General features: G+C 64.0%; 13 protein-coding genes and 1 tRNA gene. 5 read left to right on the top strand and 9 right to left on the bottom strand.

What is annotated here, in order from left to right; genetic code table 11:
- Window positions 1–68 precede the first annotated feature (68 nt).
- Window positions 69–1,652 carry a malate synthase A gene (aceB, locus tag LZC95_16980; protein WXB00346.1) on the bottom strand — a complete coding sequence of 528 codons (1,584 nt, stop codon included), beginning with the start codon at window positions 1,650–1,652 and terminating at the stop codon, window positions 69–71.
- A 268-nt stretch (window positions 1,653–1,920) separates the two neighbouring features.
- Here aceB and LZC95_16975 point away from each other — a divergent pair, with 268 nt between their 5' ends.
- Together LZC95_16975 and LZC95_16970 are read left to right on the top strand one after the other, a co-directional pair.
- Window positions 1,921–3,327 carry a short-chain fatty acyl-CoA regulator family protein gene (locus LZC95_16975; protein WXA98515.1) on the top strand — a complete coding sequence of 469 codons (1,407 nt, stop codon included), beginning with the start codon at window positions 1,921–1,923 and terminating at the stop codon, window positions 3,325–3,327.
- A 438-nt stretch (window positions 3,328–3,765) separates the two neighbouring features.
- Complete coding sequence (locus LZC95_16970) at window positions 3,766–5,136, top strand: von Willebrand factor type A domain-containing protein (protein WXB00345.1); 1,371 nt, start codon at window positions 3,766–3,768, stop codon at window positions 5,134–5,136.
- A gap of 18 nt (window positions 5,137–5,154) precedes the next feature.
- On the opposite strand, the gene LZC95_16965 is transcribed toward LZC95_16970, so the two are convergent.
- Complete coding sequence (locus tag LZC95_16965) at window positions 5,155–5,529, bottom strand: SgcJ/EcaC family oxidoreductase (protein ID WXA98514.1); 375 nt, start codon at window positions 5,527–5,529, stop codon at window positions 5,155–5,157.
- Between the two features lie 62 nt (window positions 5,530–5,591).
- On the opposite strand from LZC95_16965, the gene LZC95_16960 reads away from it, so the two are divergent.
- Window positions 5,592–5,882, top strand: a complete 291-nt coding sequence (locus LZC95_16960; GenBank protein ID WXA98513.1) for a helix-turn-helix transcriptional regulator — start codon at window positions 5,592–5,594, stop codon at window positions 5,880–5,882.
- A gap of 23 nt (window positions 5,883–5,905) precedes the next feature.
- On the opposite strand, the gene LZC95_16955 is transcribed toward LZC95_16960, so the two are convergent.
- Window positions 5,906–7,078: a hypothetical protein gene (locus tag LZC95_16955; protein WXA98512.1), complete on the bottom strand. Its 1,173-nt coding sequence runs from the start codon at window positions 7,076–7,078 to the stop codon at window positions 5,906–5,908.
- A 232-nt stretch (window positions 7,079–7,310) separates the two neighbouring features.
- Here LZC95_16955 and LZC95_16950 point away from each other — a divergent pair.
- A tRNA-Thr gene (locus tag LZC95_16950) sits at window positions 7,311–7,385 on the top strand.
- A gap of 177 nt (window positions 7,386–7,562) precedes the next feature.
- Here the strand turns inward: LZC95_16950 and LZC95_16945 are convergent.
- Entirely contained in the window at window positions 7,563–9,173 is a 1,611-nt protein-coding gene (locus tag LZC95_16945) for a serine/threonine protein kinase (GenBank protein WXA98511.1), read from the bottom strand.
- 464 nt (window positions 9,174–9,637) lie between these two features.
- Between LZC95_16945 and LZC95_16940 the strand changes: the two genes are divergently transcribed.
- Window positions 9,638–11,944 carry a glycoside hydrolase family 3 C-terminal domain-containing protein gene (locus tag LZC95_16940; GenBank protein ID WXA98510.1) on the top strand — a complete coding sequence of 769 codons (2,307 nt, stop codon included), beginning with the start codon at window positions 9,638–9,640 and terminating at the stop codon, window positions 11,942–11,944.
- 176 nt (window positions 11,945–12,120) lie between these two features.
- On the opposite strand, the gene LZC95_16935 is transcribed toward LZC95_16940, so the two are convergent.
- The 5 genes from LZC95_16935 to LZC95_16915 all read right to left on the bottom strand — a co-directional run bounded on the left by LZC95_16935 (window position 12,121) and on the right by LZC95_16915 (window position 25,749).
- Complete coding sequence (locus LZC95_16935) at window positions 12,121–13,332, bottom strand: amidohydrolase (GenBank protein WXA98509.1); 1,212 nt, start codon at window positions 13,330–13,332, stop codon at window positions 12,121–12,123.
- 66 nt (window positions 13,333–13,398) lie between these two features.
- Window positions 13,399–14,622 (bottom strand): amidohydrolase, encoded by a 1,224-nt coding sequence (locus LZC95_16930; protein WXA98508.1) that lies wholly within the window; start codon window positions 14,620–14,622, stop codon window positions 13,399–13,401.
- 21 nt (window positions 14,623–14,643) lie between these two features.
- Window positions 14,644–15,792: an amidohydrolase gene (locus tag LZC95_16925; GenBank protein ID WXA98507.1), complete on the bottom strand. Its 1,149-nt coding sequence runs from the start codon at window positions 15,790–15,792 to the stop codon at window positions 14,644–14,646.
- A gap of 36 nt (window positions 15,793–15,828) precedes the next feature.
- Complete coding sequence (locus LZC95_16920; protein ID WXA98506.1) at window positions 15,829–23,187, bottom strand: SDR family NAD(P)-dependent oxidoreductase; 7,359 nt, start codon at window positions 23,185–23,187, stop codon at window positions 15,829–15,831.
- A 15-nt stretch (window positions 23,188–23,202) separates the two neighbouring features.
- Window positions 23,203–25,749: a KR domain-containing protein gene (locus LZC95_16915; protein ID WXB00344.1), complete on the bottom strand. Its 2,547-nt coding sequence runs from the start codon at window positions 25,747–25,749 to the stop codon at window positions 23,203–23,205.
- Window positions 25,750–25,852: the final 103 nt, after the last annotated feature.

The raw sequence follows: 25,852 nt of genomic DNA, 5'->3' as shown, positions 1-25,852 counted from the left end.
TTGGGGATTTGGGGTGGCTTAGCCCCCCCAAAAACGGTCAGTGAGAAGACTTCGGGTGAACTCGGTAACTAAAGCTTTGCGTAAGCTGGAATCGTCAAAAACTCCTCGAACGACTCTGCAGTCGAAAGACTCTCGAACAGCGCTCGCGCTTCGGCGTACTTGCCAGTTGCGTGCCGCTTCTCGCCAACCTCGCCTCGAATGCGCACCATCTCTTCCTCGACGAAGCGGGCGAATCGCTCGCGGTCCAGGACGGTGCCATCCTCGAGCTTGGCGTTGTGGTGCAGCCACTGCCACACTTGTGCGCGCGAAATCTCGGCGGTTGCTGCATCTTCCATCAAATTGTAGAGCGGGACGCATCCGAGCCCCCGCAACCACGATTCGATGTACTGAATCCCCACACGGATGTTGTGCCGGGCGCCCGCTTCGGTTCGAGGCCCCACGGGCACCTCGAGCAGCTCTTCGCGCGTCACCTGCACGTCCTCGCGGAGCACGTTCAGCTGGTTTTGCCCCGGCATGTGGGCATCGAACACCTCGCGCGCAATCGGCACGAGGCCGGGGTGCGCCACCCAGGTGCCATCGTGGCCGTCCTTCACCTCGCGCAGCTTGTCGGCACGCACGCGGGCCAGCGCGGCCTCGTTCTCCGCCGGGTTGTCCTTGATGGGGATCTGCGCGGCCATGCCACCCATCGCGTGCACGCCTCGGCGGTGACACGTTTTGATGACCAGTTTCGCGTAGGCGCGCAAAAATCCCTTGTCCATGGTCACCAGGCTGCGATCGGGCAGCACGGCGTTGGGGTCGTTGCGGCGCTTCTTGATGAAGCTGAAGATGTAATCCCAGCGGCCGCAGTTCAGACCCGCCGAGTGCTCACGCAGCTCGTAGAGGATTTCATCCATCTCGAAGGCCGCCGGCAGCGTCTCGATGAGCACCGTCGCTTTGATGGTGCCCTGCGGGACGCCAAGCGCCGTTTGCGCAAACACGAACACGTCGTTCCAGATGCGCGCTTCGAGGTGGCTCTCGAGCTTCGGCAGGTAGAAGTACGGGCCGGTGCCCCGCTCCTTCAGCGCCTTCGCGTTGTGGAAGAAGTACAGACCGAAATCGAGCAGCGCGCCCGGGATGGGCTTGCCCTCGTAACGGACGTGGCGTTCCGGTAAGTGCAGGCCGCGCGGACGCACGAGCAGCACCGCCGTCTTCTCCTTCAGCGCATACGTCTTGCCTGTCTCGGCGGCCGAGAACGCGATGGTGCGACGGACGGCGTCGTACAGGTTCTTCTGACCGTGCACGATGTTGCTCCACGTCGGTGCGTTGGCATCCTCGAAGTCGGCCATGAAGACGTTCGCGCCCGAGTTGAGGGCGTTGATGACCATCTTGCGGTCGACCGGACCCGTGATCTCGACCCGGCGGTCGAGCAAATCCGGCGGCAGCGGTGCCACGCGCCAGTTGCCTGCGCGGACGTCTGCCGTCTCGATCAGAAAATCCGGGAGCTTGCCTTTGTCGAACCGGGCTTGCGTCTCGCGACGGGCAGCGAGGCGTTCCTCGATGCGCGGAGCAAAGCGTTTGACCAGTTCTTCCACGAAGGCCAGCGCCTCGGGTCGCAGGATCTCAGCGAGCGTGATGGACCCGCCGTCGTTGGGCGACTGCTGCTCTTCTGTCACATGATCGATTTGAAGTGTCATGGTTGTGAGTTCCGTTGCGCGACGCGTTGAAAATGATGTTGAACGAACCAGAAATCAACATTCTTCGAAGAAATTGCGGTTGAAGGAAGTCAATGACAGGCTGTAAACTTGTTACATCTGTCAATTTGCAGCACCACATCCGTGGCGTTTGTGCGTGCAGATGTGTAGGTGAAGCATGGAAAAAGCGAGAGAATCGGGTGGTCCGCGGCTTGGGGCAAAAGTGCGAGCGTTGCGAAGACGCGAGAACTTGAACCAAGTTCAACTCGCCGAGAAGCTCGGCATCTCCGCCAGCTACTTGAACCTCATCGAGAGCAACAAGCGCCCTCTGCCAGCTTCGCTGCTCATTCGCCTCGCCCAGCTCTTCAACGTCGACCTGCACTCGTTCGCTACGGACGAGGATGCGCGGCTCGTGGCGGACCTGCTCGAGGTGTTCGCCGATCCGCTGTTCGAGGGAAGCGGTCTCACGTCGACGGAGGTGCGCGAGGTGGCCACGGCGAGCCCGAATGCGGGGCGTGCCGTGCTCTCGCTCTACCGCGCCTACCAGAGCATGCGCGAGTCGGCCGATTCGCTGTCGTCGCGTCTGAACGAGGGTGAGCAAGATCTCACGGGCGTGGAGCGCTCGAACATTCCATCCGAGGAAGTGAGCGACTTGTTGCAGTTCCACATGAACCACTTTCCCGATCTGGAAACCGGAGCCGAGGAGCTCTGGACGAAGGGAAAGCTCGTGTTCGATGATCTGTACAGCGGATTGGTGCGCTACCTGGAGAAGCAGCTCGGTGTGCAGGTGCGCATCGCGCGCGGCGAAGCGGAACGCGGAACGCTGCGAAGATATGATTCGGCGCGCAAGGTGTTGACCTTGTCCGAATTGCTGCCAACTCGCAGCCGTCAATTCCAGCTCGCGCATCAGATTGGTCTCCTCACGCAGAAGAACCGTCTGGATACGATAGCCGCCGATCCGCGCCTGACAACAGATGAATCGCGTGCATTGGCGCGGGTGGCACTGGCCAATTACTTCGCGGGCGCCGTTCTGATGCCCTACGTTCCGTTTCTGCAGGCGGCCCGGGAGGAACGTTACGACATCGATGTGATCGGACGCCGCTTCCGAGTCGGCTTCGAGCAGGTATCGCATCGACTTACCACGATGCGTCGCCCCGGTGCGGAAGGCGTACCCTTCCATATGATTCGCATCGATGTGGCGGGAAATATTTCGAAACGCTTCAGCGCGTCGGGAATTCGATTTGCCAGATTCAGCGGCGTTTGCCCGCGATGGAACATCTTCGCTGCGTTCTTAACTCCGGGTATGATCCGTATTCAGCTTTCGCGAATGAGCGATGGCGTGGCGTATTTTTGCCTCGCCCGCACGATTCACAAGGACAGCGGCGGCTACCATTCGCAGCATCCCGTGCAGGCCATCGGAATCGGGTGCCAGGCACAATATGCCAAGGAGCTCGTCTATTCCGACGGCGTGGATCTCGACCACTTGGATATGGCCACACCCGTGGGAGTGACCTGCCGGTTGTGCGATCGCCAAGATTGCGAGCAGCGCGCGCTGCCATCCATCTTTCACCCCTTGCAGGTGAACGAGAATGTGCGCGGGCTCACGCTGTACAACGTGTCGGGCAACAACAACGGGGTCGCCGGGGTGGGGCGATAAAAAAGAAGTAATCGGAGTGTAAGGTCGGACCGGGCTCCGCGTTTCGTAGGCAATTCCGAGGGAGAAATTGCCATGCGAGCTTTCCAAATCCGAGCGTTGGTTCCGTTTATGTTGGCCATGGAATTGGCCGGTTGCGGCGCGGGCAACCGTGAGGCGAAAACGGCCGATCTGGCGGCGGGTGCCGCGGTGGCGCAATCGGACGAGGCGCGTGCGGAGGAGGCCGCGCCGATGGCCAAGAGCGCCGCTGCACCGAGGATGCAAACCGCGTCATCGCCTGCGCCTCCGCCGGCGGCGGCGCCTGCGCCGGCACCGCGGCCGATGGCGAAGGGCATCGCGATGTCGCCTCCACGGTCGGCCGTGGCGGTCGCACCGGTGGCGCCTCCGCCTCCGCCTGCGCCGGAGCCGCAGTCGAATACGGAGGACTACCGCGATTACGGCGTGAATGGCGCGACCGATCCCGCGCGCGACCGGTTATCCACCTTTGCCATCGACGTCGATACGGCGTCGTACTCGATCAGCCGACGCAAGCTCCTCGAAGGCGGGCTCCCGCCGGTGAGCGCGGTGCGTGCCGAGGAATATTTGAATTACTTCGACTATGGATACGAATACAAAAATAGCCCCCTCCCCTACACCATTCATCTCGCCGGGGCGCCGTCGCCGTATGCGGCGGGGCACCACGTTCTTCGGGTGGCGATTCAGGCGAAGCGCCTGTCCGTGGCGGAGCGGCGACCGGTGCACTTGACGTACCTGGTCGACACCAGCGGGTCGATGCAGTCCGAGGACAAGATCGAATTGGCCAAGAAGAGCCTCAAGATTCTGACGTCGTCGCTCAAGCCGGGAGACACCATTGCACTCTGCACGTATGCGGGAAGCGTCCGCGAGGTGTTGGGGCCGACGCCGGCGGTGGCCCAAAAAGACCGAGTGATGCGCGCCATCGATGATTTGACAGCCGGCGGCTCGACCGCGATGGCCAGCGGCATCGAGCTGGCCTACCGCCTGGCGGAGCGCGGGCGCGTTTCCGGGCACGTGAACCACGTGGTGATCCTTTCCGACGGCGACGCGAACGTCGGTCCCACGTCGCACGAGGTGATTTTGGACCAGATTGCCCATTACAAGGAACGCGGCATTACGCTTTCCACCGTGGGATTCGGCACGGGCAATTACAAAGATACGATGATGGAGCAATTGGCCGACAAGGGTGATGGCAATTACTCGTACATCGACAGTGTCGATCAGGCGCGCCGTGTCTTTTCCGATCAGGTCAGTGGCACGCTGGAGGTGGTCGCCCGCGACATGAAAGTGCAAGTCGACTTTTCGCCGGAGGTGGTGAAGGAATATCGGCTCATCGGGTACGAGAACCGCGATGTCGCCGACAAGGACTTTCGCAATGACCACGTCGACGGCGGTGAGGTGGGCGCGGGGCACGCGGTGACGGCGCTGTACGACGTCGTGTTGAAACGGCAAGATCGCTCGCCCATCACGGTGCGCGTGCGGCACAAGGCGCCCGAGCCGAAGGCGGGTGCGCCGGACGTGGCCACCGAGCATGCGGAGGCCATGCAGCCGGGGCAGATTGCCCGCTCGTTCGACGAGGCGCCGCGCGATCTGAGGTTTGCCACCGCCGTCGCGGGGTTCGCGGAGATTCTGCGCCAGAGTCCCTACGCGACGGGCACGCACATGGCCGATATTCTGCGCATCGCGCGCGCGTCGAACGGTGGAAAGCCGGAGCAGGCGGAGTTCATCGGTCTGGTCGAGCGCGCGGGCCGCCTTTCGCCGGATGGCGACCGCCGCGTGGGTGCCATTGCCAAATAGCTCGCCCTCGATTTGGCGTCAGGCGCCCGATGGATGGTCGAGGACGTACAACCATCGGCCATCCGGCTGGCGGCGCACGACCTCGGCGGAGCGCCCGCCGACGATGAGCGGCGCGCCGTCGGGTGCAGTGCTCTCGAGCCTCCAATCGGCGCTGAGGAGCGCGATATCCCCGAGTGTCACTGCGTAACGGTTCTTCGCTTCGATTTTGCCTCCGAGCGCGAGCAGCGCCGTGAGCTCTTGGCGAATCGCGGCGAGGCCCCGGCGCTCGCCGCCGTCCTGCCCGATGAGGACGGCGTCGGGCTCGTAAAGGGCCAGCAGGGCTTCGATTTTTCCAGAATTGGCAGCCCGGGCGAAGGCCTCGTTCATATCTTCGGGATTGCGGACTTCGTTCATCAGGCCGCGATGGTGAGGCTGGTCAAATGCGCTTACAAGGAGTTACATCTTTGGAACTAGCCATGCCCAAAGGCGAAAACGGTATCTGCGTGGTCGAGCAACGATTGGCCCTTCTCGGGGGTCGCCACCGCGCCGAGATCCTCAAAGGGCTCGTGGCCGGCGATGTGCACTTCAACGAGTTGAAACGCCTCACCGGGGCCTCGGCGAACACGCTGACGCGCACGTTGCGGGCGCTGCAGGAGCGCGGCCTGCTCACGTCGTACCGCGAGGGAACGTGGGGACGGAACTTTTACCGGCTGACCGAGAAAGGCCATGAAGCCGTGGCGCTGCTGGACCAGCTCGCGCTTCTCTAGCTTCTCTAGCTTCTCTAGCTTCTCTAGCTTCTCTCCTCGAAGACGGCGAGGACGCGCGCCAGGTCTTCCTCGTCGGACGCGTCCGCCGCGGTCTCGAGGGCGATGCGCACCCGAGGCGATGCGGTGGCGCGGGCGGCGGCACGGAGACGCGCCCTGACGTCATCGTGGGCTCCGTCTTCGTGCGTGCTCAACGCGACGGAGGCAACGACGGCGACGGCGGCACCGGCGCGGGCCGTCTCTTCGGCGCCGGGATCCTCGGCCACGCGCCAGAGTTCGTCCGCCGGAATCGCCGGCGCGGCGGCGACGCGGTAATGGGCAGCGGCGCGGCCCGTGATGGCGGCGCCCCAGTCGGCGATGGCGCGGCCCCCTCGGGCCACGACGGCGGCCGCATCGTCGGAGGTGGCACGACGGCGAAAATCGTACAGGGCCTGCTCGATGCGCGCGGCCACGATGTCCCGCATGGGGTTCGGCCGGCGGTCGAGCGGATCTTTCGCCCATGGGTGCGGTGCCCGGATGGTCCGCACCGAGCCATCCGTCAGGTGCAGAAGGATGGCGTAAGGCGTCACCTCCGCCCGCACGATCTGGCCGTACGGCACGAAGGAATGCGTGCCGAGCCCGCGTATCAGCACGCCGTCCGCCCCGACGGTCACGGGAGAGTAGCCAAACCTGAGCGCGCCCGCGGCCAACAGCAGCGCCGTCAGGGCAGCCAGCAGCAGCTTCACGTGGTCCTCGGCGGCATACGTGCCGAGAAGCATCGCGCCAGGCAGGATGCCCAAAAAGGGCGCCACCCCGAGAAGTGCGTTGGGCACGCGGAAGGTGGCGCTCTTGTGTCCCGCATCGAGCCCGAGTGCGCGCAGCAGCGTGCGCCCTTGCGCTTCACTTTCGAGCCGCACGTTGAACCGGGTCAACCCAAAGCGGTCGACCAGCCGCAGCCGCGGTGAGTTCCCGTCTTTGCGCACCAAGAAACCGTCGGCCAGCACGTGCGCCGGCACGAGCGTCTTGCCCTCGATGAAGAGCCCCTCCGCGTTGGCCCGGACGCGCACACGCCGATCGTCCACGCTCCACGCCACGAGCAAGGCAGCCGCCGCGATGGCGGCCAGTGCAGCCACGGCCATCTGGGCATTCGCCAGAACGATGGCCGCGACGAGCGCGCCCCCAGCCACCGCGACGTGCCAAGGCCGGAACCACGAGGCCATGATGACCCCCTCGTACGCCGTCGGTCCTGGTGGTGCACCCACGACGGCACCGTAAGAATCGAGAGCGGACCGCGCAACACAACCGAAGAGCCCGCTGCTGCATCGGCGGGCGACGAGCTCTTGGACACCTCGCTTTTCTCGAAGATTTTCCCTGCCCGCGAACAAAAATCACGGACACGCACGGAAGACTTGCCTACGCTGCGCCAAGACGATAGAGGAAGCAGCCCAACACGCCGCCTTAGCTCAGTGGTAGAGCAACGGTTTCGTAAACCGTAGGTCTCGAGTTCAAGTCTCGAAGGCGGCTCCAAAAAAACCGGACATCCGGAGCCTAGACCGAATCCACGTGGACGACACGTGGACTTCGCGTCCCGGGGAAGTCCGATGAGCGCCAGGACGCGGTTTTGCCCCTGTCGGATCTGGGCGTGCTCGCGTTGCTGAGTTTTCGCGAACGCGTCTCGTCATTCTCGCGAATCTGACGCCGTGGTCACCACCAGGTGACGTGATAAAGACAGCTTTCGGCGCCTTCCTTGCGACAAGAACCGGGCGCATGCTCGACGATGGCGCGCGCTTCGAAGCGCCGCGCAAAGCCGAGCAAGATGCCCTGATCCAATTCGCAGGGATACGGGTTCTCGCACTCCATGACGATGGAGTTCTCCGTGTCGAGCCGGCCTCGGTAGTGGTAGTGCCCAATGATGTCCACCATGCGCCCGGACGAGATATCGAGCATTGGCTCGCCATTCTGGCGATGGTTCAAATGGTATGCGGCATCGATAGCGCGCATCATCCCGTGAATGTCGTGCACGTCGAGATCGGGCGGAAGGGGCACGTGCTGCGCTTTCTGCTTGCCGGTATCGACCGCCTTGATGGGCCCGACGATCGCCATGAGGGCGTGAATGACGAGTATGTAAGGCTCCATCGGCCACCACGGGCGCGTGTCTGGAATGAACCATCCCGTGTCCGCGAATTCGCCAAGGCCATGGTCCGCGAGGATGCGGTTCGCGGTGGCCGTCATGGCGCCGAAAAATTTCGGCAGATATGCCTTCACTTCGATGTCCGGATGGACGAATCGCATCCACGGGCGAGGAGGACTCTTTGCGAGCGATTTCGGTTCCTGCCTCGCTTCCTGCATCGCCGGTCGTTTCGCGTGGGTGGGTTCCGTCCGCTGCGCCAGATCCATCACGAACTTCGCACGCACGCGCGGGGTGATGGCCTCCATCGGCTCGTTCTCGGCGCCCTCGAGACTCGCATGCAGTGCGGCGCGCATCGCCCGCGCCGAAGACCATCGCTCCCTGGGATCGAACGAGAGTGCCTTGTCGACGAGTCGCACGATGGATGGCGGCAAGTCCGATGCCACGTCGCCCAGTGAACGAGCGTGGCGGGTTGCCGCCGCCGCAAGCTGTCCGGCGCCGCTTTCGGTCTCGTGCACGAATTGGCCCGACACGAGTGTGAACATCGTGGCACCGGCCGACCAAATGTCGCTCGCCGGCCCGACGGCATGACGATCCCCAAGAGCCTGCTCGGGCGACATGAAGGCGGGCGAGCCAATCGTGTGACCCGTTAGGGTCACGCTGCCATCGCGATCCGTACGCCGGGCAATTCCGAAATCGAGCACTCGGACTTCGCCATCTACGACAATGAAGAGATTGTCCGGTTTGATGTCGCGATGAACGATGCCGGCAGCGTGCGCGCTCTCCAGCACATCGAGTGTATCCGACACGATCACCCCGACGTCGGCGAGCGGCATGCGGTGCCCCCCGTACTCCCATCGCGAGCGAACCGTTTCGCCCTCGAGCAGCGGCATGATCAAAAAGGCGCAACCATCCTCATCGACGCTGCAGTCGAGCACCGGCACCGCCGCGCGATGCGGCACCCGATTGGCGACATTGGCCTCCTGGCCAAAGAGCCGCACCATATGCGCATCATAGTGAAAGCGCTCCAAGAGAAACTTGATCGCCACGCGCTGACCATCGTCCCGCGTCGCCGCATAGACAACGGCCGTACCGCCGACTCCGAGCAAACGCTCGATGCGGCATTGGTGGACCACCGTTCCGATGCGTGCGAGCGCACGCTGGGAGCTCGACGAACGCGAAGACAATGGCACCACCCTTCCCGACCCGCTCAGCATGAGGCAAGGGTCGGTAGGGCGTCAAGGCTGTTTGCGACGCTGCGCGCGTCGCCCCCGGAGCCGAGCCGCGCGACGTCGGGCGGGCTGGAGGATTTGGATACGCCTCTCGAGCAGAATCAACAAGAGCGAATTCACTCATTGTATATTCCAGCCATTCAACGTCAGGCCGTCTCCGTAAATGACAATTACGTGACGTCGCGTCGTACTCGTTCACTCGGATATCCGAGTGCGGGCTCATTCGTTGTCGGGGACACATCTTCATTGAGGCGGACGAATCGAGGTCCACCCCATGTCATCCGAACATGGACATGGACGGCGATTTCCAGGTGCGCGGAGCCGAATCCATGTCATGGATCAAACCATTTCGCGACGCGTGGGCTGGCTTGATTTCCGAGTTGGGATTCGAGTCCCGACGAACCACCTTTGGAGGATGGATGCGTAGAACGTGTTTCCGCTACACCGCAATCGCTCTCACGTGCAGCACGACCCTGGCGATGGCCGCCTGCAGTGACGACGACGCGGCGAAGGGGCCCGGACCGGCCGATGCGGCGCCCATCGATTCCGCCGTGACGGATGCCGCGCAGGCCGATGCCGAAATCGATGTCGATGCACTGGCCGAGCGGCGTGTGGCCCTGCTCCTCGCGCAGATGACCACGGACGAGAAGATTCAGCTCGTGCACGGCACCGGAATGCCCAGCATCGGTTGGGGAACGTTTCCGCCGGAGGCCTTGAGCGGGGCGGGCTATATCCCCGGCATTCCGCGACTGGGAATTCCCAAGGTCAGCATGGCCGATTCGACGAGTGGCGTGAATGTGAAGAACGCGCGCGTGACCGCCCTGCCATCGACCCTCGCGCTGGCGGCGAGCTGGGATCCGCAGCTCGCGCAGGAATATGGCAAACGCATTGCCATCGAGCTGCGCACACTCGGTTACGAGGAAGGCTTGGGCGGCGGCATCAACCTGGCGCGCGAGCCGCGGGGCGGGCGCACGTTCGAATACTTGGGCGAAGATCCCGTGCTCAGCGGTCTCCTGGTCGCGGCGCGCACCACGGGCACCCGATCGCAGAAGGTCATCGCCACGGTGAAGCATTACGCGATGAACAACCAAGAGACCAATCGCATGTCGTCCAATTCGCTGGTCGACGAGCGGACGATGCGCGAAACGGAGCTATTGGCCTTCGAGATCGGCGTCAAGGAAGGCAAGCCCGGCAGCGTGATGTGTGCCTACAACAAGATAAACGGCACGTACGCTTGCGAAAATCCGTACCTGATGAACGACGTTTTGAAGACCGAGTGGGGCTTCAAAGGCGTCGTGCAATCCGATTGGGGCGCTACGCACAGCACGTCGCAGGCTGCGACCGCGGGATTGGACGAGGAGCAACCCGGGTGCCCCGACGAGTCGATGCCCGCGTGCACGGGTCGCTCGTTTTTCAACGGGAAGCTCAAAGAAGCCGTCACCAATGGAAGCGTGCCCATGGCGCGGCTCGACGACATGGTGAAACGCAAGCTGCGTGCCCTCATCCAGGCGGGCATCGTGGACGCTCCGCCGACCCCGGGTGGGGCTATCGACGAGGCGGCGGGTAATGCCTTCGCGCTGACCGCGGCGCAGCAATCGACCGTGCTTCTCAAGAATGCAAAGCCCGCGGGGTCGACGGAAAATGCGCTGCCGCTCGCAGCTGGGAGCCTTTCGTCGATCGTGGTCATCGGCGGGCATGCCGATGCGGGCGTTCTGTCGGGAGGCGGCTCGGGGGCGGTTCCGCCCATCGACGGCAACGCGGTCACGGGTTGCCAGTCGCCGCCGACGTCGCCCGTCGGGCGATGCGCCACATGGTACAAATCCGCGCCGTTGGCGGCCATCAAGGCCAAAGCGCCAAAGGCGAGCGTAACGTATTTCGATGGCAACGACGCAGCCGCGGCGGCAGAGGCAGCCGCGCACGCGGACGTCGCCATCGTGTTCGCCACGCAATGGGAGACCGAGCACCTCGATCTGCCCAGTCTGAGTCTCCCGGATGCGCAGGCCGATCCGTACAATCAGAGTTACGATCAGAATGCGCTCATCGGCGCGGTGGCGGCGAAGGCCAAACGGATCATCGTGGTCCTGGAGAGCGGCAGCCCGGTGTTGATGCCGTGGCTCGATCACGTGCACGCGGTGCTCGAAGCCTGGTATCCGGGCGTCCGGGGTGGTCAGGCGATTGCCGACGTGCTGTTCGGCGACATCAGCCCTTCGGGCAAGCTTCCCCTCTCCTTCCCGAAGCAAGATGCCGATTTGCCGCAGCCGGTCATCTCGAGCGATTTGGACGTCAAATACAGCGAAGGTTTGCTGATTGGATACCGCTGGTTCGACGCCAAGGCCATCGAGCCGCTCTTCCCATTCGGGCACGGCCTCTCGTACACGACGTTCTCGTATTCCGGCATCGACGCCCGCGCCGAATCTCTATCGGGCAACGTAACGGTCAAGCTCACCGTTTCCAATACGGGCACGCGCGCAGGTACGGAGACCGTGCAGGTATACGCCACCTTGCCGCCCGATCCCGTCGAGCCGCCGAAGCGGCTGGTCGCTTGGCAAAAGGTCTCGCTTCAGCCAGGCCGATCCGAGGAAATCCGTATTTCCTTCCCCGCCAAGCGCCTCGCCACATGGGACGTCGCCACCCACGCCTGGAAGATCAACCGAGGCACCTACACCTTCACCGCGGCAACGTCCTCACGCGATCCGCACGGCCTGTCGAAGTCGGTGAACTACTGAGAGAGAATTCACATGAAGGCGGGAAGGCGGGAAGGTTCAAGAGGGTTTCCAGTTCGCTTATTTGGCGAATGAATAATCTTGAACCTTCCCGCCTTCCCGCCTTCATGTTCAATTCATCATTCTTTAGCGTCTTAAATGCATCGAGCGGCTTCCCGAGGGAGCCGCTCGATCCTTCGTTACACCGTGAAGCGATAAAGCTTCTTTGCGTTTTCGTAGACCAATTGGGTGATTTCTTCTTCGGGGACGCCGGCGAACTGCTTCTCGATGAGCGCTTGCGAATCCGGCCACATCGATTCCGTGTGCGGATAGTCGTTGCTCCACATGAGGCAATCCAGGCCGACCTCGTGGCGAGTCTTGATCGCCATGGGATCCCATAGGAACGAGCACTTGACCTGCCGCTTGATGTAATAGCTCGGCAGCTCTTTCAGGTTCGTCACGGGATATCCGAAGTGGATCGCCTGGTTGCGATTCACCGGATCCGTCGTGTAGTGGTCGTAGAGGTGCATTGCCCAGGCGAGCCAGCCGGCATGCAACTCCGTGAATACGATTTGCAGGTCCGGGTGGCGTTCGAGAACACCGGAGTTCACGAACATGCCGAGCAATTCGGACGTGTGGCCGGCCATGCCAATCCACGTGTTCAGCGAACCTGCCGGGTTCTCCTCCGGCTTGATGGTTACCCACGGCATGAGCATGCCCGTGCCGGAGATGTGCAGGGCCACCGGCACGTTCAGGCTGGCGCAGGCCTCCCAAAGCGGATCCCACTCGCGAAGGAACCACGGCTTTCGCGGAAGCACGTCGGGCATCAGCAGCGGCCGCAACCCGAGCCCCGCGGCGCGCACCAGCTCTTTCACGCAGGCATCGATGCCGGCAGGCACGGGCAGAATGATCGACGGCGAGAATTGCCCGAGGTAATCCTTGTAGGTGTCGGCGTACCAATCGTTATTGAGCTGACACCAGGCGATGGATGTCTCGGGATCGTTGCCGCCGAAGAATCCGACGGCGGCGGCCTGGCCGAGGAGAACCTCGCCCACCACACCGTCCCGTTCCATGTCGGCGAGGCGCCCTTTCGGATAGAGGCTCGGCTGGATATGGGATTGCGAATTGCCAATGGCCAATCGCGCCATGGTGGCCTCGTCGTCCGGGTCCACCTTCATGCCTGCCAACAGCTGGCTGCCCGCGTCCTCGATGGACATCATGGTCGCCATGTCGGGGCGCATCAGATAGACGCCGTCGGCACGCCTGTCGAGATGCGGAACCTGCTTGCGGAATTTCTCCGGCAGCTCGTCCGCCACGTGGAATGGAACTGCAATGTGGGAATCCGTCGAGATGAGCCGGCGCTGCTTCGAGGCCGTCCCATATCTGGATATCGGTGCGTTGGGTTGAGCCACTGGAACTCCTTCTCAGAATGGAACAAATACTTGAATCGAGCAGCGGGCCCCCCCCCGCGCGAACCTTCAAACGGTGAAGCGATACAGCTTCTTGGCATTCTCGTAGACGATCCTGTTGATCTCGTCCTCGGGAACGCCGGCAAACTGCGTCTCGATTCGCTCCTGCGAATACGGCCAGGTGGACTCGATATGGGGATAGTCGTTGCCCCACACGAGGCAATCCAGCCCCGTCTCGTGGCGATTCTTGATCGCCATGGGATCCCACATGAAGGAGCATTTGATCTGGCGCTTGATGTAGAAGCTGGGCAGCTCCTTGAGCTCCGTCACCGGGAAGTGGAAGAATTTCGAGTGGTCGCGACCCGACGGATCCACCGTGTAATAGTCGTAGGCCTGCATGGCCCACGCGAGCCAGCCGGCGTGCAGCTCGGTGAAGACGACCTGGAGATCCGGATGGCGCTCGAGAACACCCGAGTTGACGAACATGCCCACGAATTCCGCCGTTCCGCCGCCCATGCCGACCCACCCATTGAGGGGGCCCGCGGCGTTTTCCTCGCGCTTGACGATGCCCCACGGCGCCGGCTGATTGAGCGACGCGTGCAACGCGAGGGGCACCTTGAGGGCCGCGCAGGCCTCCCAGAGCGGATCCCAATCGCGCACGAACCACGGCTTGTCGGGGAAGATCTCCGGCATGCAGACCGGGCGCAATCCCAGCCCGGCTGCGCGCTCGAGCTCCTTGACGCACGCGGGGATGCCGGCGCCAATGGGCAGCGTGATGCCGGGGGCGAATTGGCCGAGGTGATCCTTGTAGGTCTCCGCGTACCAATCGTTGTTCAATTTGCAAACGGCCACGGCGCCATCGGGATCTTTGATGGCGAAGAACGCGAACGCCGCACTGTCGAGCAGAACCTCGGCCACGACGCCGTCCTTCTCCATGTCCACGAGCCGGCCCTTGGGGTAGAAGCTCGGCACCGACGGGCGATCGTCATTGCCAAAGAGCATGCGCGCCATGGTCAATTCGTCGTCGGGGTCGACCTTGATGCCCGCGGCCATTTTTCGGTACGTCTCTTTGAAGCCGTCGCCGTCGTCGTCTTCGCCCAAGGAGTACATGAGCGCGAACTCGGGACGCACCAAGTACACGCCGTCCGCGCGCCTCTCCAGGTGCGGAACCTGCTTGCGGTACTTTTCCGGCAGTTCGTCGGCAATCTGGAACGGAACGGCAATGTGCGAGTCCGTCGTGATGAGCCGGCGCTTCTTCAATGGTTTGGCAGCGACTTCGGATGCAGTGGACATGGCAATCTCCCTTGTATTCGCCTATTGCAAATTGAGTCGGTAAATGCGCTTGACATTGGCGCCCAGCACCTTGGCGCGCGTGGCCGGTGCCAATACGTTGGCAAAGCGCTTCAGATCATCCACCCAAGTGTGCGGGTGGTCGGGATGCGGATAATCGGTCGCCCAGATGAAGCAGTCGGCACCGACGTGATCAATCGTGTGCGGCGCCGCCGTTTCGTCGGGATCGCTCGAGATGAAGCATTGTCGCCGAAAGTACTCGGTGGCGGTAAGCCGTTTTCCACCGAACTTGAAAGACTCGGTGAAGGCGTCGAGTCGGTCCAACATCGCACCGACCCACCCGGCACCGGATTCGAGCACGCCCATTCGGAGCTTGGGAAAGCGGTCGAAGGTGCCGAAGGAAAAGAACGAGATGAACGCTTGCTGCACGATGCCGCGCAGCCAAAGCTGTTCGCCCCATTGCCGACTGTGTTCCGGCCAATCGAAGATGCCCGCCGCGGTCCCGTGCGGGGTCAGGGTCGGGTGGATGGCCAGCGGCACATCGAGCTCGCAGCATTTGGCAAAGAGCACGTCGTGCCTCGGGTCGCCGTGCAGCACGCGGCCATGGCTGAACGACGTGACCCACGCGCCCTTGCAGCCGTCTTTGACCGCGCGTTCGAGTTCGACGGCCGACCCTTCCGGATCTTGCAACGTGAGTTGGGCAATCGGCACCAGCCGGCCCGACGAATTGCGGCAAAAGTCGGCTATCCACCGATTGTAGGCGCGCGAATAGGCGAGCGCGAGCTCGGGATCCTTCACGTCGGTCTCCCACAAGATGCCGAGGGTGGGATACAGCAGCACGGCCTCCAGATTCTCTTGCTTGAGCAACTCGAGGCGTTCGCGCGGATCGGAAGCTCCGAAAGGCCGGCCATCCGCGTAGCGGCGATCGGGCCGTGGCACGAAGTCGTCACTGCCCATCGCCCCCAGAATGCCGAGGGCCCCCTTCTCCACCCGCGACGCCGGCCGCCCGTCGACCTCCAGGTATTCGTAGCCGTCGTCGCCAACGCGGATGCGCAAGGCGCGCGGCTTGAATTTTTGCTCGAGATAGTTTTCCCACAGATCGGCCGGTTCGAGAACGTGACCGTCCGCGTCGATGGTGCCTGCGTAAGGGAACTTCTTGATTTCGTATGCCATATAACGCCGCTCCGCTCCGGTTTTACCGAGTGACAATCACGAGATCACCGCGCCCGACTCGCGGCAATCGCGGCGCTCGCGGCAATCGCGAAAAGGGTACAAAGGAATTTGAATGAAGTGGCCCCCCAGCGCGCGCTCGATGCCCTCGACGGAGCGGAGATCACTTCCTCTCACCCAGAAGGCCGCGAGCTTCGGCCAATTGCGTTCCGCGAGGTACGTTTCCAGTAGGTGCTTTTCTTCCGCCGGTTCGAGCAGGCCATGAATGCCCGAATCCACGGATAGTGCGTCGCCGAAAAATGCTTTGGCTTGCAGTCCGGAAGTGGGACGCGCTGGCGCTCCCATTTCCAGGTACTCGCCAAGTCGAGATACCAGCTCGTCGTTCGTCGACGCCAGAATGGCGAGACGGAATCGCAGGGGCTCCCGCCTCAGAATGGTCGTGTAGCACAAATCCGTGAGATCGAGATGGGGATTCTCCATCGTGTGACGTCGCAGATTGCGCGCCATGCGATGCAGGTGTTCCGTGGTGTGCGCCGATATCAGAAAGAGCTTTTCGCCGCCACGCGACGATGCATCCTTGGATTTCACCGTGGCGTGGGCTTCGAGAACGACGGCGGCCAAGGTGCCGCTCCGGCCTCGGGATGCGAAGAGGCCGCGCCGTTTCGAGTCCGGCCCATCGCTCATCGGCCAATCGCCGAGCGAACGTTGCAGATAGAATGGACTGTCGGTCAAATCAATCTGCGGATTCAAGGGATCGGTCTTGATGGTCGGAACGATCTGGCCGTGGTGGATCTGCATGGTCACCTTGGTGAACTGCGCGATGCCGCAGGCGGCGATCGAGTGGCCGATGTTGGACTCGACGGTCCCCATGGCGCAGAAGCCTTTGTCCGCCGTCTGCTCGCGAAACGCCTTGCTGAAGCCGGCGAATTCGCAATAGTCGCCGGTGGGGATCCCCATGGCCATGGCCTCGGCGTAACCGAGGGTGCGCGGGTGAATGCCCGCTTTGTCCAGGCATTTTCGGATGACGTCGGCGAGGCGTGTCGGCTCCGGCGGTAGGTTGGCCATGTCCCCCGCGCTGGTCAGCGCCGAGCCCTTGATGACCGCGAGGATTTCGTCGCCATCGCGCACGGCCGCCTGCAGGGGCTTGAGCAGCGCCGCACCGACCCCTTCGGACATGAGGACGCCACCTGCATTCGAGAATCCCCTGCAATCGGGTTGCATTCCCTGTTGCCAGGTCGCGAATGCATAAAAGAGTTCCGGCGATTGCACGTAAACACCGCCGGCGATGGCCACTTCGCAATCGCCATTCGCGAGGGCCTGGCAAGCGAGGTGCAACGCGGTGGTCGCGGACGCGCTGTGCGAATCCACCACGACGGTGGGGCCTTTGAGGTGCAAAAACCCCGAGGCGCGCCCCGCAACCATGCCGGTCATGAAGCCGGCGTGGACGAAGGCGCTGGCCCCGGCAAAGACGCCAATATTCCCCTGGTGCCGCGTTTTGATGTGATGCGAGGTGTAGCCCGCGTGCTCGAGCAGGTGCCAGACGCTCTCGAGGAATAGCTTCTCCTGAACATCGAGGCCGCTTACTTCGTCTTCCTTGATGTTGAAGAAGTCGTGCGAGAAGCCATCCAGGCCGGAGATGAATCCGCCTCGATCGAGCACGTCCCCGGAGAGATTGCGCGCCGCAACGTGCTCTCGATGATCCCAGCGGCCGGGCGGAATGGCGGTGATGCCGTCGTTGCCGGCTTTGAGGTTCTCCCAAAATTCGTGAATGTTCTCCGACTGCGGAAAGCGCGCGCTCAGGCCAATGACAGCGATGTCGCGCGTTTCCGCCGGGGTCGTTGCGCGGAGCGGGACCGGCATTTTCACGGGCGGCGGCTCCGTCGCGGGTGCAGGATGGGCAGCAACCGACGTTGGGGCAAGTATCTCGTTCAGGGCTTCGCGGTGGTGCTCCACGAGGTAATCGGCCAGCGCGGCGAGGCTCTGGTACTCGAAGAGCAACGTCTTCGACAGCGAGCCAAAGGCTTTCTCGAGCTCCGTGGTCATCCGCACGGTCATGACCGAGTCGACACCGTAGCTTTCGAGCCGCGCATCCGCGTCGATGCGCGCCGCCGGCAATTGCGTTTCGGCGGCGAGCAGCTGCTTGAGGTAACGAACGGTCCGTGCCTTGAGCGTGCCCGGATCGGACAGGTGCGTTGGCGCGGGCGCGTCGTGAATGCGCTCCACACGGCGTGGCAATTCCGGTTTGGGCGAAAGGCCAAGCAGACGATGCCATCGCGCCCGCGCGCCGAAGATCACCAATTGCTGCGCGGGCGATTCGCCGAGCAGCTGTTCGAAGATCTCGAGCCCCTTCTCGGGGTCCAGCGCACGCTGTCCGCTGTATTCGAGGTAGACGCGCGTTGCCTCCTCGTTCGCCATGCCCATGCCGGCTTGCGCCCACACGGGCCAGGCCAGCGCCAACACCTTGGTGCGGGCCTGCATGGATGGCGCGGATTGCACCTGACGCTGGCGATGCATCGCATACGCCATTTGGAAGCGATTGGCGATCGCGTAGCTCGCAGGTCCCCAATCGCCCATGATGGCCGACATCGACGAGAAGTGGCAAATGAAGTCCGGCGCTTCGCCTTGCAAGGCCGCATCGAGTGCCAGGCTTCCGGCGATCTTCGGGGCGAGCGTCTCCTCGAATTCGCGGAGCGACGTATTTCCGAGGAGCTCGCGCGGGAGGACGCCCGCGGCGTGAAGGACTCCGTCGATGCCGCCGAATTGCTCGCGGGCCCGTGCCACCACCGCCCGCATGCGCTCGGGATCGCAGACGTCGGCTTGCTCGTAGAGCACCTTGCCCCCGGCGGCCTCCAGCGCGGCAATGCGCTCGGCCGTCGTGGCGTTCACGTCGGATCGGCCGGTCAAGATGACCTTCGCCGCGTAGCGCCGGCACAAATGCTGGGCGAACACCAAGCCAAGCCCGCCGGCGCCGCCGGTGATGAGGTACCTCCCACCGCGGCGCAGGAGCGGCTTTACCGAACTTCGCTCCGTCGGATGCAGGCGGCGTACGCGGCGCTCACCCTGCTCGTACACGACGTTCTCCGCGCCGCCCGAGACGAGCTCCGCCCATAGCCGAGGGATCCATTCGTCCACCCAGGCGCCGGGCGCGTGAGGCCACGCCATGACGGAGATGGGCGCGTCGGGCCATGCGGAGCGCAGCGATGAACCGAGGCTCGTCCACGCATCGAGATGGCAACGCGCGATCGCGTCGTCGTATCGGCCCGCGAGCATCAGCCGCGTGCGCGTCCATCCGGCGCGTTCCATTCCTTGAAGGAGCGCGAGCAGGCCGCCATAGGAGCCGACGCGGGATGGCTCCTGAACCGCGCGAAGGCACAGGACGGCGTCGGCCGAACCCACGTCTCGAAATGCGGACGCGTAGGCCTCGGCGTCTTCGTGGCCGGACGCCAGCACGGTGACCCGCACCTTGGGATCGAGCCGCGCGAAGGCCGCACGCAAGGCCTCCTCGTGCGAGGCATCGGGCACGATGCACACGAGGGATGCGACGGCCATCCGTGCATCGCCGGCGAGGGGTTGCGGCTGCCATTGCTCTTCGAAGGTCATCACTTCGAAGGGTTCCGCCGTGGGGCGGGCCGCTTCGGCGTCGAAGACGCGCGAGCTGAATCCTCGCAGCTCGATGCAGACCGCGCCGGTGTCGTCGATCAGATCGACGTCGATTTTCTGGACATTCGCGCTGGTATCGGCGGCCATGCGAAGGTGCACCCAGACCGCCGCCGGGCAGGCCTGGACGATGCTGAGTCGCTCGAGTGCGAAGGGCAGCACGAGTTTGGCCGATTCCTCGCCCTGCTGCGCGGCCAGCAAGCCGACGGAGGCCTGCAGTGCGCCGTCCAGCACACTGGGATGCACGGCGTACTGCTCACGCGTATCGGCAACGTCCGCCGGCAGCTCCACCCTTGCCAATATGAAATGCGAACCTCGAGCATCCGTGCCGACGTTCACCTCCCGCAGGCTGCGGTGCGCCGGGCCGTACTGAAAGCCCATCGCCTCGTAAATGGCGTAGCACTGCTCGGCAGTCCATGTGACGTGCCGCGCGCGCCTGCGCAGCGACTCCAGGTCCACCTGCCGCGGAGCCTCTGCGGGCCCCGAGACCACACGCCCCTGCGAATAGGTTCCGCCCTCGCCATGAATCTCGTAAACGCACGCGTCATGTTCGGGGCGCAGTCGAATGTGAACGACGACCGGCGCTTCCGCGACCGTCGCAGGGCGCGCCCAGACGACATTTTCGAGCCGCGTTCCGGCGAAGCCCGAGATGGCGGCAGCGCGCTGAAAGGCAGCGCGCGCCATTTCGAGATGGGCCACGCCGGGCAAGGTGCGCTGGCCTTTGACGATGTGATCGGCGAAGAAAAATTCCCGGCCGGTGAAGGTCGACGTGAAGCGCTGTCCCTCGAAGTCCGAGGTGTTCGCGTGCAGCAACGGGTGCAGCACGTCGACGCGCGCCTTCGACACCGCATCGGGCATCCAATAGCGCTCTTTGGCAAAGGGATACGTCGGCAAGCGGATGCGCCGTGGCTTCACGCCGTCGTACAGGCTATTCCAATCGAACGAGCCGCCCTGGAGCCAATGCTCGAGTATTTTGGGCGCGGCCGGCATGGCCTCGGCGCCGCGCGTGGCCATCTCGAGATTCGCGCGGAGCTCCTCGAGGGTCGCAGCCGTGAAGGCAAGACGGTGCTCCATCGCCTCGCGGCCCACTTGCAACGTGTAGGCGATGTCCGCGAGATCGTCCTCGCGGTACGGATGCTGCGCGAGGTGCGCCAGCAGCTGCCGCGCGCGCTCCTGCACCCGCTCCGCGGTCTTGGCGGAGAGCACGAAGATGGCAGGACGCCCCGGTGTCACTGAAAGAGCCGGACGCGCGCTCTCCACGAACTCCTCGAGGATCACGTGCGCGTTGGAACCACCCGCCCCAAAGGAGCTAACACCTGCAATGCGCGGGTATTCCGTGCGCTTCCCATCGCGGACCACGACGGGCCTCGGCCACTCGCGGAACGTCTGCTGAACCTCGAACGGCGTTCGCGTAAAATCGATATGCGCGTTCAGCGTTTCCGAGTGCAGGCTCGGCACCAGCGCGCGATGCCGAAGCTGCAGCAACACCTTGGTCACCGCGGAAATACCCGCCGCGCTCTCCAGATGCCCAATGTTCGACTTCACCGACCCAATCGCGCAATATTGCGTATCCGATTGTGCGAACGCCCGCGTCAGGCCGGTGATTTCGATGGGATCGCCCAGGCTCGTTCCCGTTCCGTGGGCCTCGAGGTAGCTGACCGTGCGCGGATCCACGTTGGCCTCGCGAAGGGCTTGCGCGATGACCTGCGCCTGCGCGGCGGGATTGGGCACCGTGAACCCACTGGCCTTGCCGCCGTGGTTGATGGCCACACCTTTGATGACGCCGTGGATCGGATCCTCGTCGGCCACGGCCTTGGCCAGCGGCTTGAGAAGCACCGCGCCCACGCCCTCACCGGGAACGTAACCGTCTCCACCTTGCCCAAACGTCTTGCAGCGGCCCGCACTGGAAACGAATTGCCCCTGCCCTAGCATCAAGTACTTGTTCGGATGGATCGATACATTGACGCCGCCCGCAATAGCCATTTCGCAGGCGCCGCTCGCGAGGCTTTGGCATGCCAAGTAGATGGCCGTCAGGGAACTGGAACACATCGTGTCGACAGCCAAACTCGGGCCATGCAAATTGAAGAAATACGAGACACGATTGGCAATCGCCGAAATGCTCGCACTGAGGGCGTACGGGTATTCCGATCCGTGCGTCTGGGCTCCGTAGAGTTGGTATTCCTCGTACATCACGCCCACGAAAACGCCGACGTTGCCGTCGATGCGCTTCAGGGCCTCACGCGTGTAGCCGGCGTCCTCGAAGGTCTCGTAGGCGCATTGCAGGAACAATCGCTCCTGCGGGTCCATGAATTGCGCCTCGCGCGCCGAGATGTTGAAGAACATCGGGTCGAACTCGGCCACGCCGTCGATGAACCCGCCGTATTTGCAATAGGTCTTTCCGGGTTTGCCCTTCTCGGGGTCGAAGTACCGGGCGTGATCCCAACGGTCCTTGGGGATTTCTGTGATGCAATCTCGGCCCGAGCGCAGATTTTCCCAGTACTCGGTTAAATTATTGGCCATGGGATAACGGCCACTCATGCCGATGATGGCGATTCCATCGTGTGCATCGTCGACGGGGGCATGGACGGAGGCACCCGAGGTGCCATTCGAGGTTCGTTGCGTCCAGCCGGAGGCCACCCCCGATTCGACCAAATGAGCCGACAGCTCGGCAATGGTGACATGCTCGAAGAGCAAGGTCGGCGAGAGCGGGGCGCCCACCTGGGCCTCGATGGCCTGCACGAGCTCCAGCAGGCCCGCCGAGTCGATGCCCATTTCGTAATAGCCCGCCGTGCGGCCAATCTGCTCCACGGGACGGCCCAATTTGTTGGCGATGAGCGTCCGCAGGAACGTCTCGATGGCCGGCGCTTGGGCATCCGTCGCGGCCTCGACCTGCAACGGCACGGCCGCCGCGGCCGGGCGCTCCCGGGTGGCATGCGTGATCGAAGCGGGATCGCGCACGAGCTTTCCGGCAAGGTTCTTCAGCTCCGCGACGTTCCGGCCCGCCTCATCGAAGAACTCGAGCGTGTAGTAACGAAGCTCGCGAACGCGGCGCGCCGAGGTACGCCGGATGCGCGCGACGCACTTCTTCTGCAGCAGCTCGGAGGCGCGGAACGACTCGTAAAATAAGGGGAGCGCGAGCTGCTGCGCGGGGCCTTCTTCGAGCCATGCCGACGCCGGCCCTCCGCCGCACACCGCGCTGCCATCGATCAGGGCGGGGTGGAACATGAGATGCTCGGCGCTTTCCAAGGCGGCATCCCCAAGTTCGCATTCGACGTAAATCTCCGAATCGGAGATATAGAGTTTTCCCTGCGCCCGCATGAAAGCGTCATGGACGAGATCCATGCGCCGGCACCCGGCGTACACCTCGTCCAGGGACACGATGCGATCCGCCGATCGCGCGACGAGGGCCATGTCGAGCGTCTCGTCGGACACGAAGGGCGACGCGCGATGCATCTCGGCGGTGGCGTAACGCTGGCCGTTGCCGCTGGCGAGCACCCTCCAGCGCCCGGGCTGCGTTTCGGTGCAATCGATGGCCAGCGACACGGGCGCCGCCTCGGTGACCACGAGGGGCTGATAGATGGATAAATTGCGCAGCTCGAGGTGCCGCGGATCCTCGTGGCGATCGCGGAATACCTGAAAGAACAAATCGATGTACGCGAGGCCCGGCAGCAACTGCTGACCAAGGACACGATGCCCCCGGACCATCGGGTTTTCGATATCAACGAGCCAGTGATCGATCATCGTAACCGTCGTCTCCTACGTCGGTGTTCCGTTGAGTCGCTTCCAAACGCCGTTTGCGCGCGTGGCACTCGGGGCGCTCTTGGTGGCGGGGGGCGTGACGATTTCGACGGACCGGGAGCGGCAGTCGATTTTGCTCAGGGTCGGCGGTACGACGGGCCGGCGCATGGCGGTGGATCTGGACTCCGGCCAGGCTTCGACGATGACGTGGGCGTTGGTTCCACCGTCGGCGAAGCTGTTGATCGCGGCGACGGTCGGAGCATCGGCCTCGCTCGCAGTCCGTGCGAATCGGAACGGGGAACGCGCCAGATCGTAGTGCTGCATGGGCTCCTGCGCGGAAAGGAACGGTACGCGCCGGCGGTGGTGCAGCATCAAGACGCTCTTGATGAAGCTGGCGATGCCCTCGGCGCAGAGTGGATGGCCGATGTTCGGCTTCATCGAGCCCAATTCGCAGGGCGTTTCGCCCGAGGGTCGGTAGACGGATTGGATGGCTTTCAGCTCGAGAAGATCGGTCACCTCGGTGCCGGAGCCGTTGACCTCGATGTGACCGACTTCGGCGGCGCGCTTGCCGCTCTTGGCGAGCGCGCGCTGCATCACGGCTTTTTGCGCCAGAGGATTCGGCGCGGCGGGTCCGGCCGTGCGGCCGTCGTTGTTGATGGCGATGCCTTTGATCACCGCATAGATGCTGTCGCCGTCGCGCACGGCCTGATCGAGTCGTTTGAGCAGCACCATGCCCGCGCCCTCGCCCAGGATGGTGCCCTTCGCGCGGCGGTCGAAGAGGTGGAGTGCGGGCTCGCGGTTCAAGATGCCGCGCTGCTCGAAGACGCGCAGGGCGCCGTCCCCGTGAAGGAGGCTCACCCCGCCGACCAGGGCGGCTTCGATTTCGCCGGCGTGCAGCGATTGAATGGCCATGTTCATGGCGACCAGCGCGGAGGAGCACGCGGTGTCGATGACCACGCTGGGGCCACGCAAATCGAAGAAGCGGGATATGTTGGCCGCGAGGTAGTTCGCACCGACGGCCATGATGAGGTTCGTGGCCTCTTGCAGCGCCTGCACGTCCGCGACGACTTGGCTGCGCCCGCCGAGGTAAACGCCGATGGCGCGGCCTTTGATTTCCTGCGGCGTGTAGCCGGCTTGGTACCAAAGGGACAGGCTTTCTTCCAATGCGAGCAAGGCCTGCGGGTCCATGGCGCGCGCGTCGGCGTGCGAGATGAGGAAGAAGGCGGGGTCGAAGTGCGTGGCATTGTCCAAGACGCCTGCGCAATAGCTGCTCGCGTGCCCCCATCGCTCCGGCGGCACGGGACGAATCGCCGAGCGGCCTTCGGCCAGCAGATGCCAGAATTCCTCGACATTGCCCGCGCCGGGGAAGCGGCACGAGAGGCCAATCACGGCGATGTCGTCGGCGGCTGTCGGGCGTGGCTGCGCAGCGGCCGACTGGACCTGCGGGGTGGGCTCGGGCGCGTCGCTCGGAGTATCCGCGGGGGCGGCCGAGAGCACCTCGCCGTAGCGGCTCACGAGCCAATTGGAAAAAGCCTCCAAGGTCGGATGCTCGAACAGGACCGACGGATCCACCGCCTCACCAATGCGCTCGGACACGGGCCGCACCAGTTGCACCAGCATGACCGAGTCCACGCCGTAGTCCGGCAGCGGCGTCTGCGCGTCGAGCCGTGAGGGGTCGAGCTTCAGTTCACGGGCCACGATGTCGACGAGCCAGGCTTGCACCGCCGTCTTCGAGCTCGCTGCGGGCGATGCCGGTGCAGTGACCGAGGCAGGTTTCGCGCGGGGCTCGAGTAGGGCGTCCGCGCGCCAGCGGGCCGGAGCGACCACCGCGGGCAAAACCACCGGGCCGAGGGCGCGTCCCAGCAGCGCGTCCAAGAGCCGTAGACCCTCTGCATCACCGTGGCCGTGGAAACCGAGGCCTTGGTACACGGGCGTGCGGCTTTCGCCCATGCCGCTTTCTTTCCAGCTCGGCCACTGAATGCTCACGATGGGCATTCGATCGCGGTGCGCTTGCGCCGCGTAATCCATGTACGCATTGGCCATGGCGTAGTCGCTTTGGCCGACGGCGAGCGCCGGCACCGCGGCAGACACCGAGGAGAACAGCGCGAAGAAGCGCAGGGGCTCGTGCTCGAAGCAGGCCAGCATCGCATCGAGACCGGTGACCTTTGGCTCCAGCACCGCCTCGATCGCCGAGGCGCTCTTGCGCACGAGCGCGGGTTGCTCGTGATCGACGAGGCCTGCGCAGTGCAGGACGCCGCCGATGGGCCCCAGTGTGGCCTTGACGCTCTGCAGACTCGCCCGCAACGCCTCCTCGTCCGACAGCGGCACGGCGAGCACTTGGACCTGCGCCCCCTCGGCCTCCAAGGCCAGCACCGCGCGGATCTTCTGCGCGATCGGCGTGTTCGCTCGTTGCGCGTGCGCCCATTGCTCGCGCGGAGGCAATAGCTCACGGCCCGTGAGCACCAAGCGCTTGACGCCGCGTTCACGGACGAAGTGCTGCGCGCAGCGGTAGCCGATGCCGCGCGTCCCGCCGGTGACCCAGAGGACGTGATCGCTCGGGAACATGGGAGGGCTCCCGGACGGCGGCGGGGGCAGCTCGCGATGGATGGCCCGATACCGCCGCCCACCGCGGTAGCACACCTCGATCGGCGCGCGCGGTCCACCGCAC

The sequence above is a fragment of the Sorangiineae bacterium MSr12523 genome, assembly GCA_037157775.1.
Lineage (GTDB): Bacteria > Myxococcota_A > Polyangia > Polyangiales > Polyangiaceae > Pendulispora > Pendulispora brunnea.
This window is presented reverse-complemented; position numbering and strand designations above follow the sequence as displayed.